General features: G+C 34.2%; 19 protein-coding genes, 1 other RNA gene, 2 pseudogenes and 1 other annotated feature. Of the genes and pseudogenes, 17 read left to right on the top strand and 5 right to left on the bottom strand.

What is annotated here, in order from left to right; translation table 11 throughout:
* Nucleotides 1-45 precede the first annotated feature (45 nt).
* The 6 genes from nusG to rplL all read left to right on the top strand — a co-directional run bounded on the left by nusG (nt 46) and on the right by rplL (nt 3,969).
* Nucleotides 46-597, top strand: coding sequence for a transcription termination/antitermination protein NusG (nusG, locus tag ACVQ8P_RS02385; RefSeq protein ID WP_462297335.1), 552 nt, complete (start codon nt 46-48; stop codon nt 595-597).
* A gap of 27 nt (nt 598-624) precedes the next feature.
* Nucleotides 625-1,482 carry an alpha/beta hydrolase gene (locus ACVQ8P_RS02380; protein ID WP_462297302.1) on the top strand — a complete coding sequence of 286 codons (858 nt, stop codon included), beginning with the start codon at nt 625-627 and terminating at the stop codon, nt 1,480-1,482.
* Nucleotides 1,483-1,595: 113 nt separating this feature from the next.
* Nucleotides 1,596-2,021, top strand: a complete 426-nt coding sequence (gene rplK, locus ACVQ8P_RS02375; protein WP_409021537.1) for a 50S ribosomal protein L11 — start codon at nt 1,596-1,598, stop codon at nt 2,019-2,021.
* A 106-nt stretch (nt 2,022-2,127) separates the two neighbouring features.
* On the top strand, nt 2,128-2,811 hold the full coding sequence (rplA, locus tag ACVQ8P_RS02370; RefSeq protein WP_462297301.1) for a 50S ribosomal protein L1: 684 nt from the start codon (nt 2,128-2,130) through the stop codon (nt 2,809-2,811).
* Nucleotides 2,812-2,874: 63 nt separating this feature from the next.
* Nucleotides 2,875-2,990: a sequence feature (ribosomal protein L10 leader region), on the top strand.
* 34 nt (nt 2,991-3,024) lie between these two features.
* A complete protein-coding gene (rplJ, locus tag ACVQ8P_RS02365) occupies nt 3,025-3,531 on the top strand; it encodes a 50S ribosomal protein L10 (protein WP_462297300.1) in 507 nt (168 codons plus the stop codon).
* A gap of 69 nt (nt 3,532-3,600) precedes the next feature.
* Complete coding sequence (gene rplL, locus ACVQ8P_RS02360) at nt 3,601-3,969, top strand: 50S ribosomal protein L7/L12 (RefSeq protein ID WP_462297299.1); 369 nt, start codon at nt 3,601-3,603, stop codon at nt 3,967-3,969.
* A gap of 147 nt (nt 3,970-4,116) precedes the next feature.
* Here rplL and ACVQ8P_RS02355 read toward each other — a convergent pair.
* Nucleotides 4,117-4,287: pseudogene (locus ACVQ8P_RS02355) on the bottom strand (transposase); the annotation flags it as partial.
* Between the two features lie 674 nt (nt 4,288-4,961).
* On the opposite strand from ACVQ8P_RS02355, the gene mprF reads away from it, so the two are divergent.
* The 8 genes and pseudogenes from mprF to ACVQ8P_RS02315 all read left to right on the top strand — a co-directional run bounded on the left by mprF (nt 4,962) and on the right by ACVQ8P_RS02315 (nt 12,010).
* Entirely contained in the window at nt 4,962-7,571 is a 2,610-nt protein-coding gene (mprF, locus tag ACVQ8P_RS02350; protein WP_462297298.1) for a bifunctional lysylphosphatidylglycerol flippase/synthetase MprF, read from the top strand.
* A 416-nt stretch (nt 7,572-7,987) separates the two neighbouring features.
* The gene (locus ACVQ8P_RS02345) at nt 7,988-9,331 is read left to right on the top strand and encodes a hemolysin family protein (RefSeq protein WP_462297297.1); all 1,344 of its coding nucleotides are present in this window, start codon (nt 7,988-7,990) and stop codon (nt 9,329-9,331) included.
* A gap of 417 nt (nt 9,332-9,748) precedes the next feature.
* A complete protein-coding gene (locus ACVQ8P_RS02340; protein ID WP_462297296.1) occupies nt 9,749-10,027 on the top strand; it encodes an autorepressor SdpR family transcription factor in 279 nt (92 codons plus the stop codon).
* Nucleotides 10,017-10,553, top strand: a complete 537-nt coding sequence (locus ACVQ8P_RS02335; protein WP_462297295.1) for a DUF1648 domain-containing protein — start codon at nt 10,017-10,019, stop codon at nt 10,551-10,553. The genes ACVQ8P_RS02340 and ACVQ8P_RS02335 overlap by 11 nt, the downstream gene beginning before the upstream one ends.
* Nucleotides 10,554-10,575: 22 nt before the next feature.
* Nucleotides 10,576-10,983, top strand: a complete 408-nt coding sequence (locus tag ACVQ8P_RS02330; RefSeq protein ID WP_462297294.1) for a hypothetical protein — start codon at nt 10,576-10,578, stop codon at nt 10,981-10,983.
* A 98-nt stretch (nt 10,984-11,081) separates the two neighbouring features.
* Nucleotides 11,082-11,186 (top strand): annotated as a pseudogene (locus tag ACVQ8P_RS02325) (IS982 family transposase); the annotation flags it as partial.
* A 271-nt stretch (nt 11,187-11,457) separates the two neighbouring features.
* Complete coding sequence (locus tag ACVQ8P_RS02320) at nt 11,458-11,718, top strand: DUF2089 family protein (protein WP_462297293.1); 261 nt, start codon at nt 11,458-11,460, stop codon at nt 11,716-11,718.
* Nucleotides 11,711-12,010 carry a hypothetical protein gene (locus ACVQ8P_RS02315; protein ID WP_462297292.1) on the top strand — a complete coding sequence of 100 codons (300 nt, stop codon included), beginning with the start codon at nt 11,711-11,713 and terminating at the stop codon, nt 12,008-12,010. The genes ACVQ8P_RS02320 and ACVQ8P_RS02315 overlap by 8 nt, the downstream gene beginning before the upstream one ends.
* A 314-nt stretch (nt 12,011-12,324) precedes the next feature.
* On the opposite strand, the gene nrdF is transcribed toward ACVQ8P_RS02315, so the two are convergent.
* From nrdF to nrdH, 4 genes are read right to left on the bottom strand one after another with little or no spacing between them, the layout of a single operon-like run.
* A complete protein-coding gene (gene nrdF, locus ACVQ8P_RS02310; RefSeq protein ID WP_462297291.1) occupies nt 12,325-13,317 on the bottom strand; it encodes a class 1b ribonucleoside-diphosphate reductase subunit beta in 993 nt (330 codons plus the stop codon).
* 21 nt (nt 13,318-13,338) lie between these two features.
* On the bottom strand, nt 13,339-15,510 hold the full coding sequence (gene nrdE, locus ACVQ8P_RS02305) for a class 1b ribonucleoside-diphosphate reductase subunit alpha (protein ID WP_462297334.1): 2,172 nt from the start codon (nt 15,508-15,510) through the stop codon (nt 13,339-13,341).
* Nucleotides 15,488-15,868 (bottom strand): class Ib ribonucleoside-diphosphate reductase assembly flavoprotein NrdI, encoded by a 381-nt coding sequence (nrdI, locus tag ACVQ8P_RS02300; protein ID WP_462297290.1) that lies wholly within the window; start codon nt 15,866-15,868, stop codon nt 15,488-15,490. The genes nrdE and nrdI overlap by 23 nt, the downstream gene beginning before the upstream one ends.
* Nucleotides 15,868-16,098 carry a glutaredoxin-like protein NrdH gene (gene nrdH / locus ACVQ8P_RS02295; protein WP_462297289.1) on the bottom strand — a complete coding sequence of 77 codons (231 nt, stop codon included), beginning with the start codon at nt 16,096-16,098 and terminating at the stop codon, nt 15,868-15,870. Before nrdH ends, nrdI begins: the two co-directional genes overlap by 1 nt.
* A gap of 211 nt (nt 16,099-16,309) precedes the next feature.
* Between nrdH and ACVQ8P_RS02290 the strand changes: the two genes are divergently transcribed.
* From ACVQ8P_RS02290 to ffs, 3 genes are all read left to right on the top strand, one after another.
* Nucleotides 16,310-16,912, top strand: a complete 603-nt coding sequence (locus tag ACVQ8P_RS02290) for a class I SAM-dependent methyltransferase (RefSeq protein ID WP_462297288.1) — start codon at nt 16,310-16,312, stop codon at nt 16,910-16,912.
* Nucleotides 16,913-17,413, top strand: coding sequence for a tRNA adenosine(34) deaminase TadA (tadA, locus tag ACVQ8P_RS02285; protein WP_462297287.1), 501 nt, complete (start codon nt 16,913-16,915; stop codon nt 17,411-17,413).
* Between the two features lie 41 nt (nt 17,414-17,454).
* Nucleotides 17,455-17,541: signal recognition particle sRNA small type (ffs, locus tag ACVQ8P_RS02280), an RNA gene on the top strand.
* The last annotated feature ends 9 nt before the right edge of the window (nt 17,542-17,550 follow it).

Here is a 17,550-nt window from a genome sequence, read left to right as displayed (position 1 = left end):
TTTTGTTTGAGAAAAATAAACCTGATAATTTAAGGAGAGATAGCGATAATGGAATCAATCGAAAAAAGTTGGTATGTTCTACATACTTACTCTGGTTACGAAAATAAAGTTAAAACAAATATTGAATCACGTGCACAATCAATGGGTATGGAAGATTTTATTTTCCGTGTAGTTGTCCCTGAAGAAGAAGAACGTGAAGTTAAAAACGGTAAAGAAAAAACAGACATGAAGAAAACGTTCCCTGGATATGTTTTAGTTGAAATGGGTATGTCAGATGAATCATGGTATGTTGTTCGTAATACACCAGGTGTAACTGGATTCGTTGGCTCTCATGGTGCCGGAAGTAAACCAGCGCCATTATTACCTGAAGAAGTAGAATTAATTCTACGTCGTTTAGGAATGAGTGCACGTCATCAAGAATTAGATATCGAAATTGGCGAATCTGTCACAATCGTTGAAGGTGCATTTGCTAACCTTATCGGTAAAGTGACTGAAATTGATAACGAAAAATTAAAACTTAAAGTTGATATCGATATGTTTGGTCGCGAAACAAGTACTGAATTAAACTTTGACCAAGTTGATAAATTATTAAAGTAAAGATTCGCAAAAGTAGAAGGTGATTGAATGACTAAGAGACTCTTACAAATGGGCTTATTAGGTCTGGGTGCCGGTACAAGTTTCTTTATCGGAAATAAATTCAGACGATTAGGACATGTCACAATTGATGCTTCTGATCCCATTGTACCTAGTAATAAGATGGTACCGACGTTGTTTGTTCATGGCTATGGTGGTAATCGCTTATCTTTTGGATCAATGATTAATCGATTTGAACGAGTAGGTTATGGGCGAAAAGATATGGTCATTATAGTCGATCTTGATGGTAGCTTACACGTTGAAGGGCAGTTAAGATCTGCACAGCCTTTTGTTCAAATATTATTTAAAAATAATGTCGCTTCTGTTGAAAAGCAGAGTGCATGGCTGTACCGGATTATGCAATTCTTATATGGTGCTTATGCTATTAAAAAAGTTGATTTTGTTGGGCATTCAATGGGCAGCGTTAGTATCTTACGCTACTTGACGGAATACCGGGATGCACTTGATGCGCCAACAGTAGCGCATGCTATTTCAATTGGAGCGCCTTATAATGATCATAATATTGCACGGACAACACCAAAAATTGAAGATTTATTTTTAACAGATGATGGTCCAGTTGAAACAACACCACTTTACCAATATTTTGACAAAGCAATGCAACATCTACCAAAAAACTTACAATTTCTAAATATTGCTGGTGATTTGAAGGATGGAAATGATGGTGCCGTTTCTGTTAACAGCGCACTATCGCTTCGGTACCTAGTTAAAAATCAACTTAATTATCATGAATTAATTGTGAGTGGTCGAAAAGCTGCGCACAGTTTATTGCATGAGAATAAGCGAGTTGATGAATCAATTTATAAATTTTTGTGGAAAAAGCATAAATAGATTGCGTGGAACCCATCTGGGTGTTATATTATATTAGTATGTTCTGCATACAGTGGGAGGAGAAATTTATATCTCCATTTACCACGCACGGACTTTACAAGGAGGTATGTCACGTGGCTAAAACAGTAGCAAACGTCGTTAAATTACAAATTCCAGCAGGTAAAGCAACTCCTGCTCCACCGGTTGGTCCTGCATTAGGACAAGCTGGTATTAATATTATGGGCTTTACAAAGGAATTCAATGCACGTACAGCTGATCAAGCTGGTATGTTGATTCCCGTTGTAATTAGTGTTTACGAAGATCGTTCATTCGATTTCGTTACAAAAACACCACCCGCAGCAGTTCTTTTAAAGAAAGCTGCAGGCGTTGAAAGTGGTTCTGGCGAACCTAACACTAAAAAAGTTGCAACCGTAACTAGTGCTCAAGTTCAACAAATCGCTGAAACTAAAATGCAAGATCTAAACGCTTCAGGTGTTGAATCTGCAATGCGCATGATCGAAGGAACTGCACGAAGCATGGGATTCGTTGTAGAAGGTTAATTCCTAAACTACAAACACGCTTCTCGGTCGGATACTCTATGAAAGTAGATGTATCAAGTGGGAGGTTTATCCGTTAGACCACATATTGCAAGGAGGAAAATTCAAGATGGCTAAAAAAGGTAAAAACTATCAAGACGCACTAAAACAAGTTGAAGAAGGTAAAAACTATTCAATCGCTGATGCAATCGCATTAGCTAAGAAAATGGATTTTGCTAAGTTTGATGCAACAGTTGAACTTGCTTACAACTTAAACTTAGATACAAAACAAGCAGACCAACAATTACGTGGGGCTGTTGTACTTCCAAATGGTACTGGTAAAGACCAAACTGTTGTTGTATTTGCTAAAGGCGAAAAAGCTAAAGCTGCACTTGCAGCCGGTGCTGACGTTGTTGGTGACGATGACTTGGTTGAACGTATTTCTGGTGGCTGGTTAGACTTTGATGTTGCTATTGCAACACCAGATATGATGGCCCAAGTTGGACGTTTAGGCCGTGTCTTAGGACCTAAAGGTTTAATGCCTAACCCTAAAACAGGTACTGTTACAATGGACGTTGAAAAAGCAGTTTCAGAATCTAAAGCCGGCAAGGTAACTTACCGTACTGATAGAGATGGAAATGTTCATGTTCCAATTGGTAAAGTATCATTTGATGATGCAGCATTAATTGGTAACTTTGATGTTATCAACGATGTTATTGTTAAAGCTCGCCCATCGTCAGTTAAGGGTGGCTACATCAAACATTTATCAGTTGCAACAACATTTGGTCCAAGCTTAAACTTGGCTCAAAACTAATATTAGATAATTAAATTTCTTTAGTTGACCTATAAATTTAACTATGTTAGATTTATAGAAGTCAATTAATTTATGATTCTACCGAAGACTCAGGTGGCGCAAGCCTTAATTTACCTGCCGAGGAGTGAAGTATTACTCTCTCTGTGTCTTGGTGGACACGGAGTTTTTTTATTGTAAAAAAGCTCTGACACGACTACAGGAGGTGAATCAATTATGAGTAAAGAATTTATCGCACAAAAAGCATTAATCGTGGATGAAATAACTGAAAAATTTAATAACGCTGCATCTGCAGTTGTTGTTGATTACCGTGGTTTAACGGTTGACCAAGTGACTGCATTACGTAAGGAATTACGTGAAGCAGGCGTTGAAATGAAAGTTATTAAAAACAAGATTTTAGTACGTGCTGCTGAAAAAGCAGGGTATGAAGGTATGGAAGAAGTATTTTCTGGACCTACTGCAGTCGCATTTTCTAGCGAAGATGTTGTTGCACCTGCACGTATTATGGCTAATTTTGCTAAGACTGCTGAAGCACTTAACATTAAAGGTGGCGTTATCGAAGGTAAAGTTGCAACGTTAGAAGAAATTAACGCTCTTGCTACATTACCAAGTCGTGATGGCTTACTTTCAATGTTACTTTCAGTATTACAAGCACCTGTTCGCAACGTTGCTTATGCGCTTAACGCTGTTGCAGAAAGCAAGGACGAAGAACCTGCTGCTTAATGCTTAGCATTTATGATCGGTACTTAATTGTACACAAAAAATCGTACACATAAAATGGAGGATACACACATGTCATTAGATACAGAAAAAATCATTGCTGATTTAAAAGAAGCAAGCATTTTAGATTTAAACGACTTAGTTAAAGCAATCGAAGAAGAATTCGGTGTTTCAGCTGCAGCTCCTGTAGCTGCTGCTGGTGCTGCTGCTGGCGAAGATGCTGGTGAAAAGTCAGAATTTACTGTTGAATTAACAGAAGCTGGCGACCAAAAAGTTAAAGCTATCAAAGCTGTTCGCGAAATTACAGGTTTAGGCCTTAAAGACGCTAAAGGTTTAGTTGATAACATTCCATCAGTTATCAAAGAAGGCGTTTCTAAAGATGAAGCTGAAGAAATGAAAGCTAATTTAGAAGCAGTCGGTGCCGTAGTTACTCTTAAATAATTTAATTATTTTTAGCCTGATGTTGTCCTGTTTACAGGGTAGCGTCAGGCTATTTTTTTGGCTCTTCGTCAACTGTTGTTGTTAGATAATATTATGAAAGTTCTGATCACTTAGTGATTAGAACTTTTTTTGTATGTACTTTGAGTGTATAAATAGTCTGATTCGAAATTTGTAAAAGTTTCTAAAGCCAAAACTAATACGTTTAATGACCTTGATTTTATTATTTGTGCCTTCTAAGGGCCCGTTAGAATAGTGATGGTTAAAGGTGTTTTTGATTTCAGAATGGTGAAGAAACAAATTTTCAATACTTTTGTTCATTTCTTCAGAACAGCCTTCGGTGTTGCTAACGTATAATGTCTTTTTCCATATTATAGAAGAGGTTATAGGCTAAACTGCAGATTATTTAAATGATTTTTTTAATTACTTGTAAATGATAAAATGTAATGTGCTGATAGTATTTTATAGTTATCAGGAAGTGCAATAGCTATTATTGGTTAAAGTCCTGATAAAATACGTTTTCAAAATTAATCCTAAATCTTGATAAACTGACTGTTGGTTTTATTAAATAAGTCATTACTTGAAAATGTTACTTTAGGAGGAAAATGTTCTGATGAAGTAACATCCGTCCTGGATAACGAAACGTATTATAATGGAGAAAATTTTGCCGTGGAAGAAAAGTAGGTTAACCTAATTAAAAGGTTTTCTAAGAGATAGATAAAAAAATAACCTAATGACTGGAAAAATGGAACTGACTAAAATATAATGAAAGATGACTAGCTGTAAATAAGACAGAATTTTAAACATAATAACTATTATAGTTATTATGTTTGTAGGGATGTTTTATTTATCCAGCTTATGAAGGTTAATCATGAATGGTAAATGATTTGAAACAGAGTTAATTATTTTTCAATAGTATGTCAAAGAACCAGAACGTGGCGTCATACATCTGCAGGGAGTATGAGTGATCAATAATAAGCAGGGGGATTTAAAAAATGAAAAAAATAATTAATGCAGGTAATGAATTTATCAAAAAGAGATTAACAGTTTTGAAACTCCTATTTATTTTATCAGTTTTAATTTTTGTTATTATCCAAGTTGGACGTATCTTTAGAGATATTAATGGTGCCCAAGTTCAAAGAAGCTTTGAGTCACAGTCGGTTGGATCCATTTTATTAATGCTGGTAATTGGGTTTATTGCCGTTTTACCTATGATGATTTATGATTTTGTGATGGTTAAATTTTTGCCAGAGAAATATTCATGGCGTTATATTCTACAAAGTGGTTGGATAACCAATACAATGACTAATATTGCAGGATTTGGTGGCTTACTAGGAGCCTCGCTGAGAGCTAATTTCTATAGTAAAAATGCTTCTAAAAAACAAGTCCTATTCGCTATTTCAAAGGTAGCATTATTTTTAGTTGCCGGTCTATCACTGTATTGTTGGGTGTCTTTAATTTTAATTTTTGGCTTAAATATTGGCTCACAGTTCGGACAGTATTGGATCTGGTTATTATTGGGTGGGTTATATTTTCCAATTGTTTTCATTATTACAAAAACCAGAGATTCAGAATTTTTTGCGGATTTAACAATTGGTCGCGAATTAACACTCATTCTTGGGTCATCTTTAGAATGGGGTTCTGCTGGACTATTCTTCATATTTATTGGATACATGATGAATGTTGATCCATCTCACTTAGTAGCTGTGTTTCCGTTATTCGTTATCGCGTCAATTATTGGTGTTGTATCAATGATTCCTGGTGGATTAGGGTCATTTGATGTCTTTATGATATTAGGACTACAGACACTAGGTGTACATAATAGTACGGCTGTTATTTGGTTGTTATTCTATCGATTATTTTATTATATATTCCCGTTCTTAGTGGGAGTCATTTTATTTATTAAAGATTCAGGTGGTCGATTTAATGAGTATTTAAATGGATTACCTGTTGTGTTACTTAGAAGAGTTGCGCATTTTATCCTTGTTTTATTTTTCTATGTGACAGGAGTTATTCTGTTATTGGCTTCAACGGTCCCAGAATTTACGTTTACTAATCCGATTATTAGTTACTTATATCCATATACCTTCTACTTTATTCATCAGATGAGCAATATTTTTATTGCCTTTTTAATGATTGGAATTGGTCGAGGCATTGAATCTAAGGTTAAACGTGCCTATTGGCCAATGGTTCTTTTTGTTGTCATGGGGATTATTAATACCCTCTGGCATGATTTTTCAATTACCTTACTTATTTTCTTAGCCGTTATATTAATTTGTGCGTTGTTGTCTAAACAAATATTTTATCGTGAAAGATTTGAATATTCGTGGGGACGCTTGCTAATTGATGGAGGCATATTTGCGGGAACGTTTATTCTCTATACAATAGTTGGGTTCTATAATGCACCACAATTTCATCATACGGGTAAGGTCCCAGATGTTTTCTTATTTCCATCAGAGAAAATTTGGTTATCTGGATTTTTGGGGTTACTTTTTGCAGTCATTGTTGTGTGGGTCACATTTACGTACCTATCTCGTAAGGATCAACGATTTGGTGAGCAAGAGTTTCCAGCAGATCGTGTTAAAAACGTGGTTGATACTTATGGTGGAAATGAAGTCAGTCATCTTGCCTTCTTAAGGGATAAGAATGTCTATTTTTATCAAAATGAAGGGCAGGATGAAGTCTTTTTCCTTTATCAGAAAAAGTCGAATAAATTAGTTGTTATGGGTGAGCCAGTTGGAAATCCTGAGTTTATTCGTGCCGCTATTAATCAATTTATCATTGATGCAGATGTTGAGGGATTAGAGTTAGTCTTTTATGAAGTTGATGCACAATTAACGATGATGTTGCATGAAGTTGGATTTGATTTTATTAAAATTGGTGAAGAAGGTTTCGTTAAAGTTTCTGAAGTGGTGTTGTCTGGTAAAAAACGACGTTCAGAGCGTGCTTTAATGAATAAATTTGACCGAGAAAATTATGCATTTGCGATGATTGAACCGCCCTATTCAAAAGAAACGATTCAAGAATTAAAAGATATTTCTGACAGTTGGCTAGGTGGACAATCTGAAAAAGGATTTTCTTTAGGATTCTTTGATGATTATTATCTTAATCAAGCACCGATTGCCGTTATTAACGATTCTGAAGGGCGTAAGGTTGCTTTTGCGACAATGATGCCTACTGGAAATCATAGGGTTTTATCGATTGATTTGATGAGATATAGTCGAGAAATGGCACCATCTGGTATAATGGATAAAATTTTCATTAGTTTATTTCAACAAGCGACAGAAGAGGGTTATGAATTATTTGATATGGGTATGGCACCATTATCGAATGTGGGTGAATCTAAATTTAGTTTTGTTGAAGAAAAAATTGCCCATATGATTTATAAGTATGGATACCGTTTTTATGGTTTCCAAGGCTTGAAGCAATATAAGGATAAATATGTAACAGAATGGCATTCAAAGTATATTTCATTTAGGAAACGTAGCTCAATTGCATTTACGTTGTTGCAGATTTTAACGGTTGTTAATCAGAAAAGGCCGACAGATAGAAAAGTTAAGGGATCTAGTTTTATTGTGAAATTTTTCTTGAGAAATGCTAAATAAATGATAAAAGCGCAGAATCAGGTTTTATGTGATTCTGCGCTTTTGCTATTTATTTTTAAAGGTGCTAATTAGTCAGTGTTTTTTAGGAATCCAAATCATGCAATAAATAATAGCGATAAAACCAATAGACCAGCCTAAAAATCCTTGTCCAAAGTATATTAAAATTAAACCGATAACTGTTGATAAAAGCAAGATGAATGGCACTTTTAAGTGGCTACACATATCGTTACCCCCGATTTTTTATTAAAAACACGATTGAACTATTTAATTCAGTTTTTTTGTAAATACGTAATATGATACATGAATTATATCATATTTTAAAGAGTCAATGGGTACTCACTAGTTTATGGATACAATTTTTGATACAATAAGGATTAATAATAAAAATTATGACAAATTGAAAGTAGGGTGTTACCTTGGATTCTGGTCCGGAAAGTTATTTATTGAATATCATTGTTATCATTGCGATATTACTGTTGTCTGTGTTATTTACGCTTACTGAGTATGCGCTGGTTCGGGTACGGGTTAGTGCATTAAAAGATATGTATGAAAAAAAGCCACTTAAAAATATTAAGCGAGCTATTCACATGACGGAAAACTTAACGGAATACCTGTCAACAGCCCAGGTTGGAATAACCTCAACCAGTTTGATTCTTGGTTGGATTGGTGAAAAAACAATTGCGGATGCGATTATTCAATCCAATATATTACCTGCAGCTATGGCAAACGCTATTGCATCGGTTGCTGCAATTCTTATTTTTACGGTTATTCATGCTGTTTTTACTGATTTAGTTCCTAAAAATATTGCGATTGCAGATCCATTGCCAGTATTATTATTTATTGTTCGACCTATTCTCTTTTTCCATATCGTTTTATATCCGCTAATATGGATTTTAGATCGATCGGCAAATTGGATTACACATTTATTAGGGTATGAAGTTGAAAATGAAGAAGATATTTATTCGCAAACTGAAATTCTGTCATTATCCCGTCTATCTGCGAATGCTGGTGAACTTGATGAAGAAGATTTAACCTTTATGCAACGCGCATTTGATATGAATGATAAAGTAGCGGAAGATATTATGATTGACCGGACATCAATGGTTGCAGTAGATGTAGACGCAACCATTAAAAATGTTGTTAACTTATACTGGAAAACGAGATATTCAAGATTCCCAGTCATTGCTAATAATGATAAAGACAAAGTTATCGGTTATGTTTATAGTTATGATTTATTACGACAGGAAAAAATAAATAAATCGAATTTAATTTCAACAATTATGCGTGATATTCCGGCTGTTCAAGAAAATGCCGAGGTTCATAGTATTATGGATGTCATGGTATCTAGGCGTACGCCAATTGTTATTGTTGTTAATGAGTATGGTGGCACTTCAGGAATTATTACAGATAAAGATATTTATGAAGAATTATTCGGTGTTGTTAGGGAAGAATTTGATGATACGAATGATGATAATATAGTAGATTTGGGTAATAATCGATACAAGGTTTCAGGTAAAGTGACCTTATACGATTTTGAACGCTACTTTGATACAACGCTCAAAGAGACAGAAGAGAGCGATGCAGTCACACTTACGGGACTTATCCTTAATAAAAATTCTAAATTTCGGGCTAATGATGAAATGAACATTTCTAATTTTAAAATTAAAGCGTTAGATTATGAAAATGCCTATATTTCTGAATTTGAAGTTACCGTATTACCGGTAGAGAAAAAGGCCAATAATGATGAAATAAGTAAATAAAAATAGTTTTCAAGATTTTAATCGTATAAAGTTAAATAATTTCTAAAAATTAAAAATCTAGTAACTAATCAAAAAAACCATAGGGATTGAATTCCCTATGGTTTTTTAGTATGTGAAATGAAGAAATATTGCACAAGAATTCTACCTAAAAAGAGCACTATTAAGAAAATCCGGCCGTTATAAAAGTATGAACTATCTTGAATAAAAAATGATAAGATTATTAAAATTAAAAATATCATACCTAAAGAGGATAAGGCATCATTTATGCAGGCTTTAACTTTTTCATTTTCTAATTTAAAAGTTTGTTTACAAGGAATAAGGGCAATACTTTAATGGTATGGAGGTCTATATTGACTTTAATCTAAATAGATGATATATTCTATTTAGGGATAGTTCTAAATAGAAAGGAGACAATAAATGAGTTTACAAAATACGCTAAAAGCATTGTCTAACCCAGTTAGACGGGATATTTTAATGTTATTAAAGAAAAAAAGATTATCGGCGGGAGAAATTAGTGCACAGTTTACTTTGAGCCAAGCAACTATTTCAAATCATTTGAAGGTGTTAAGACAAGGTGATTTGATTAGGGAAACTAAGTATAAAAATTTTATTTATTATGAGTTAAATTTAAGTGTGTTTGAAGATGCGATGTTGTGGCTGCAGGATTTAACGAAAGGAGAAAATAATGAAAAATAAAAGAAATATGAGTGCCGTTTTATTTGGACTTATACCAATGATTACAGGATTTTTGCTGTATAAAAAATTACCAAATGAAATGCCGATTCACTGGAATATAAGTGGCAATATTAATCAGTATGGTAATAAAGCATTGGTTATTATTGGATTTCCACTGTTTATGATCTTAATTAGCGTGATAATGATGGTGATCAGTAGATTTAATCATCAAAATAAGAAGTTAAACACAATCTTGATTTGGATTTTTCCAGTACTTTCAGTAATTCTATCGACAATTATATATACTAATGCGCTTGGTTATCAAATTAATATCATAAGTAGTGTGGCTTTAATAGTGGGGGCCTTGCTCATCGTGATTGGTAATTATATTCCCAAAACGGTACCTAATAAATATGTTGGTTTTAGAACGAAAAAAACTTTAAATAATCCAGAACATTGGCAAAAGTTAAATCGATTATCAGGTATTTGGATGGTTATTTTAGGAGTTATCATATTTTGTGCCGGAGTAGTAGGAATGTATTGGTAATCATATTAAAAGGAGAATGAAAATGGAATTAAAACATATTTTAGATAAACAGACATATGAGATATTAAACCGTGAATATGGTTTACATGATGCTTATGTTGATTCAATGGGGTATACAACTGCTGGAGATAGTAGGGAAAAAAGTAATATTAAATATGTTATGAATATGACTGATTACGAAAATCAAAACTTAAAAATAAAATTGATTTTTGAAGAAGTTTGGAGAGTTAATTACTCAATGGATTTAGATACACTTAGATATGAAGAAACAAATAAACCATTGTTTGGTAGAGGATTGGGACAGGTAGATGATATTCGTGTCGATTATGTGCGCAAGACATTTATGGTTTCTTTATATACACATGAAGATTATCGGTTGTTTGTTTCTGCCAAAAAATTTAAAATTGAAACTGAATATGTAGAAAAATAGTAATTATTTTCTACTTTAGAAGAAGATCCTAAAAAGGTCTTCTTTTTGTTAGACATAAAACACTTGAGTAAAAGAAGGTTAAATAATAGGTAATTTAACTATGCCAAACAATACGGAATCATCAGGCTAAAGTTTTTAAAGCAAGTGCCAATATTGGCTATAACGTTACTAAAAAATGTGATTTTAGGCGCTACGGCGTAAAAATATGCGAGAATGGAATGACAAGCAGATGAACGACTGTTAAACCACCAACGGCGGATTAAGACAGTATTTTCCAGGTTATGTCACTTATTTGATATTGAACATAATCGTGTTTGATCCTTTGGTGTCTTTCAATCGCGATTAGAACAGTGATTAATACTTGGTTAAAAATCAACTAGAACCACGCATAAATTATATATTATTAAACAATGTTAAAGTTATTATATATAAGTAAGAAAAGAGGAAATTATTATTAATATATGGTACGAGAATATGACGGATGAAGATATGAATTTTATTAAGCGGTTTACACTATCGTCGGGGTCGCTAAAGCAAGTAGCAAAAGAATATTCAGTTTCATATCCGACAGTACGGAATAGACTAAATGATGTTATAACTAAAATTGGACTAATTGATGAGAAAGATAGCGAACCATTTATAGTGAATCTTATGCGTCTAGTAACGGATGATCAAATTAGTTATAGTGCAGCAAAAAAAATTATAGAATTCCATGAAGGAGAAAAAAATGAATGAGTTAACATTTTTCGTAATAGTGATACTTTTAATTTTGATTGAGACATATGGGTTGGCAAACACAAAATATTTTTGGCTTGGTGGAATAATACCCCTGTTAGGTACAATTGGTATTGTTTTGGTAATGGTTGAAAGTCAACATTTAGTTTTTAAAGATTTTATAATGGCAGCTATTGGAATTATTGGTTTATTGGTTTTTTGGGGTGATGGGCATGATCGTTATACTAAAAGAACTTTAAAAGAAAAAAATAAGATGTTAAGTAAGGATTTGAGTCAAAAGAAGAATAAATAAAAAAGCTGATGCATTCCTATGTCAAATATCCGGACAAAAATATTGTTGAAATATAACTAACTGTTAAAAATATTTGCTGATAACCCCATTCTAGGAAAGGAAAAGCCTTTTGCATATATATTGGTAGCCATTCTTACAATTATCAGTGGTATAAAGACAATTATAGCAACAGTTAGTACGTCTATTCCTCTTTTCAGTACAACTTCCGGTATTGTTAACTAATGAATAAAATGATTTCCATCAACGATGATAGTATAGATCCAATAAAATAGCCCACACAATTAGGTTGAAATCCAATTGTGTGGGCTATTTGTCTAGCGTTTAGGACGACGCTTCATTTGTCCGCTTTCACCAATTTCGTAATCTGAATCATTCATTGATTCAACGCTACCAAGTAAGTAACCATTACCAACTTGAGAGAAGAAATCATGGTTTGAGGTTGAGGTTGAAATACCGTTCATAACGACAGGATTAACATCCGAAGCCGTGTCAGGGAATAAAGGATCTTGGCCTAAATTCATCAAGGCTTTGTTGGCGTTATAACGTAAGAAAGTTAACACTTCCTCAGTCCAACCAACTTCATCGTAAAGTTCGTGAGTGTATTTTTCTTCATTTTCGTATAATTCAAAAAGAAGATCGTACATCCATGTCTTCATTTTTCCTTGTTCTTCTTCAGAAAGTTCATTGAAGCCTAATTGGAATTTGTAACCAATGAAGGTACCATGAACAGATTCATCACGTAAAATTAATTTGATAATTTCAGCAACGTTAGCTAATTTATTATGACCTAGATAATAGAGTGGCGTATAGAAGCCAGAGTAGAATAAGAAGGTTTCAAGAAAGACAGAAGCTACTTTCTTTTCTAAAGGCGTTCCAGAATGGTAAATACCATTAATCCGTTGAGCTTTTTTTTGTAAAAATTCATTTTTATCAGTCCATTCAAAAATCTCAGTGATTTCCGAAGCTGTATTCAATGTTGAAAAGATTGATGAATAACTTTTAGCATGAACCGATTCCATAAATTGAATATTATTCAAAACGGCTTCTTCATGTGCCGTCCGTGTATCATGACGTAATGATTCCATCCCGTCTTGAGATTGGACAGTATCCAACAAAGTTAACCCACCAAAATCATGACCAACTAATGTTTTTTCTGCAGGACTTAATGTCCGCCAATCATCTAAATCATTTGAGAGTGGGATACGGGTATCTAACCAAAATTGTTCGGTTAATTTTTCCCAAGTTGCTTTATCAACTTGATCTTCAACTTCATTCCAATTAATTGCCTTATAACTATCATTATTCATTTAATTTTCCTCCGTTACAGTTTAGATAACACAACTCTCACATGCATTTGCGCCAACTTCTTCTTGATCATCAGTAAAGGTTCTAATGTAGTAAATTGATTTGATACCTTTATTATACGCATAATTACGTAAGATGTTTAAGTCACGGGTAGTCATTTTATCTGTCCGGCCATTTTTCCATTCATAGAGACCTTCAGGAATAGTTGAACGCATGAATAAAGTTAAACTAAGTGATTGATCGATATGTTCTTGAGCAGCAGCATAAACGTCGATTACTTTACGCATATCCATGTCGTAGGCTGATGTGTAGTATGGAATTGTGTCATTTGAAAGGTAAGGAGCTGGATAATAAATTTTGCCAATTTTCTTTTCTTGACGTTCTTCAATTCGGTTAATGATAGGGTGGAGACTAGCAGTTGTATCATTAATGTATGAAATAGAACCATTGGGTGCAACGGCTAGTCTATTTTGATGGTAAAGGCCATCTGCTTGAATGTCAGCTTTTAAAGCAGCCCAGTCTTCTTGATTAGGGATGTCGATACCGTCAAATAGAGCAGCGACTTTATCAGAAGCAGGACCCCAATCTTCATTGATGTACTTGTCAAAGTAGGCACCTGTTGCGTAGCTACTTTTTTCAAAGTTATGGAATGTTTCATGTTTTTCTTTTGCGATCGTATTTGATGATTTCAATGAATAGTAGTTAAGCATCATGAAGTAGACATTAGTGAAATCAATTGAATCTTCAGAACCATAATGCATATGATTCTTAGCGAAGTAGGCATGTAGGCCCATTGCGCCTAAACCAATCGTATGTGCCAATTTGTTACCATTTTGAATAGGAGGCACAACATCAATATCTGAATTATCAGTTACAAAAGTTAAGGCACGAACCATTGAATCAACTGAACGACCGAAGTCTGGAGAAGCCATCATATTGACAATGTTAGTTGAACCTAGGTTACATGAAATATCAGTTCCCATAACGTCATAGCCTTGCGCGTTATTCACAACTGAAGGTGTTTGAACTTGCATAATTTCTGAACAAAGATTACTCATGATAATTTTACCGTCAATTGGATTAGCACGATTAGCAGTATCAATATTAACGATATAAGGGTAACCAGATTCTTGTTGTAATTTAGAAATTTCAGTTTCTAGTTCACGAGCACGAATGGTTTTCTTAATAATGTTTTTATTGGCAACCATATTGTCATATTCTTTTGTAATATTAACATATGAGTAAGGCACACCGTATTCTCGTTCGACACTGTAAGGATCAAAGAGATACATCGTTGCATTTTCTTTAATGAGTTCATAAAATTTATCAGGGACAGTAACGCCTAATGATAAGGTTTTAACTCGGATTTTTTCATCAGCATTTTCCTTCTTTGCTGAAAGGAAAGCCACAATATCTGGATGGAAGACATCTAAATAAACAACTCCAGCACCTTGACGTTGACCCAATTGGTTAGAGTATGAAAAACTATCTTCTAACAATTTCATAACGGGGAGGACACCAGAAGCAGCGCCTTCAATGCCTTTAATTGGAGCACCAGCGCCACGTAAGTTACTAAGCGTAATACCAACGCCGCCACCAATTCGTGACAATTGAAGTGCTGAATTAATGCCGCGACCAATCCCGTTCATATCATCAGTAATTTGAATTAAGAAACAAGATACTAATTCGCCACGACGTTTACGACCTGCATTTAAAAAACTAGGTGTAGCAGGTTGGTAACGTTGGTGAATCATTTCATCAGCTAAATTCATGGCTAAATCTGTATCACCGTCAGCAAAATAAAGGACGTTCATGGCAATACGGTCAATATAATTTTCAAGATAATAAGCATTATTATCTGTTTTAAGTGCATATTGGGCATAGAATTTGTAGGCAGCCATAAATGTGCCAAAATGGAATTTTTGAGCTGCTAAATAAGCGTAGACCTTTTCGATAAATGAGAACTCATATTTATTGTAAAAGTTAGTTTCAATATAATTGTTATCAATTAAGTAATCAAAACGAGCCTGTAGTGAATCAAATTGCATTGTATTTTCGGCAACATTTTCTTTCAAAAAGGCAGTCAAGGCTTCTTGATCTTTTTGAAGTGGAATTTGACCGTCTACAGGAATATTGATTTCATTATTTAAATCATAATAAGTGACTTTATCACTATTTAACGTTTTTAATGTCAATTTCATCAACTACTTTCTTCATATTAGTGACATCTTCTTCAGTGCCATTGAATTCAAATTCGTATAATAAAGGAACGTTATAATCGGTTGCGATGTCTTTTGCTGTAAAAATAAAAAGTTGGGCGAAGTTACGGTTTCCACCGCCAACAACACCCAGTATGTTTTCTCGATTTGATTTGTATTCAATGAAGTCATTGACTGATTCAGTTAGCCCAATCTCATAGGTTGGAATGACCAATAGGTAGGGTTCATTCAATTCAACGAATGGGTCCGTTGGGTCAATTTCAAATGAAGGGTAACCAATTTTATTGATGAAACGACGTGTTTGACCGGTAATGCTAAAGAAAACAATTTTCATTAGACTGCCAACTTTTTAAGCATATCAGGACGAAATCCAGCGATTGTATCGAATCCAGGAGCTTCTACAACTGGAACAGCTTGGAATCCTTGGCCTTTCAAGTAGTCAATTGCGTTATCATCTTCAGAAATATTACGTTCGTCAAAGTCGACGTTATTTTCTTCTAAGAAACGTTTTGTCATTTTGCATTGGATGCAGTTATTTTTTGTAAATACAGTAATTTTTTTCATGATATAAAATCTCCTTTAGCATTTTGTTAATAAGATAAGTATACAGCACAAAAAGTAAAAATCAATCAAAAAAGCGCTACATATTGTATGATATTAAGTTGCATCACACAATATGTAGCGCTGGAAGGCTTGAATTGTTTATATTAAATTTAGATTGCGAAAAGTTAAATTTCTCCGTATTATAGAAACTATTGAGAAAGTAGGGAAAAAGATGACTAATTATTATTTTACGAAAAATCCAGATGTCATTCATGATGAAAAGGAATGGACATTTGAACTGATGAACAACGAATTTAAGTTTACCACAGATAACGGTGTATTTTCAAAAAAAACAGTCGATTTTGGTTCAAGAGTTTTATTAAATGCATTTGAGCAACAAGAAATAACTGCTGGCAGTTTATTAGATGTGGGATGTGGGTACGGTCCAATAGGACTTGCTATAGCCAAGAGTCAACCAAAACGAAAAGTTGATATGACAGATGTAAACGAATTGGCATTAGAATTAGCAAAGAAAAATGCCACAATTAATCATATTAGTAATGTAAATATTTTCGAATCGGCGGCTTATGACAATGTAACGAAGACAGATTACGCTGCAATTATAACCAATCCCCCTATTAGAGCAGGCAAAGATGTCGTTCATGCCATTTTAGGTGGCGCGTTTGATCATTTAAAATCAGGCGGTCAATTATTGGCTGTACTACAAAAGAAACAAGGTGCTGGTTCAGCACAAAAGAAAATGACTGATGTTTTTGGTAATTGTGAGATTATTTTAAAAGACAAAGGGTACTATATTTTGATGAGTGTGAAGTAGATGCCAGAAAAATTAACTGAACAACAAAAAGAATTTTTTATGCGTGAAGCTTTATATGAAGCAAGAAATGCAAAAATCATTGGTGAAGTCCCAATTGGTTGTGTTGTTGTACAAAATGGTGAGATTATTGGACGTGGGCATAATATTCGAGAACATGTGCAAGATGCAACGTTACATGCTGAAATCTTAGCCATTCAAGAAGCGTGTGCAACGGTGCATAGTTGGCGTTTAGTAGACACACAATTATTTGTGACATTAGAACCGTGTCCAATGTGTAGTGGTGCAATTATTAATGCCAGAATTCCAGAAGTTTACTTTGGTGCATTTGATCCAAAAGCGGGGACGGCAGGTAGCATTGGCAACCTATTAACCGATGAACGCTTTAATCACCAAGCGAAAGTTGAGTCTGGTTTATTATTAGAAGAGTCTAAAGACCTACTCCAATCGTTCTTTAGAGAAGTGCGACGTAAAAGAAAAGAAAAAAAACGAGCACAAGGGTAGCTTTTTATTAGAATTTAAGGTATTATAATAGTTGCCGCAAGGCCTTAAGGCAATGGTGTGCTTACGAATTGTGTCAGGTCCGGAAGGAAGCAGCACTAAGTTTGATTCACTTTGTGCCTTAAGTAATTATGATTATT

This window comes from Dellaglioa sp. BT-FLS60 (assembly GCF_054941065.1).
This window is presented reverse-complemented; position numbering and strand designations above follow the sequence as displayed.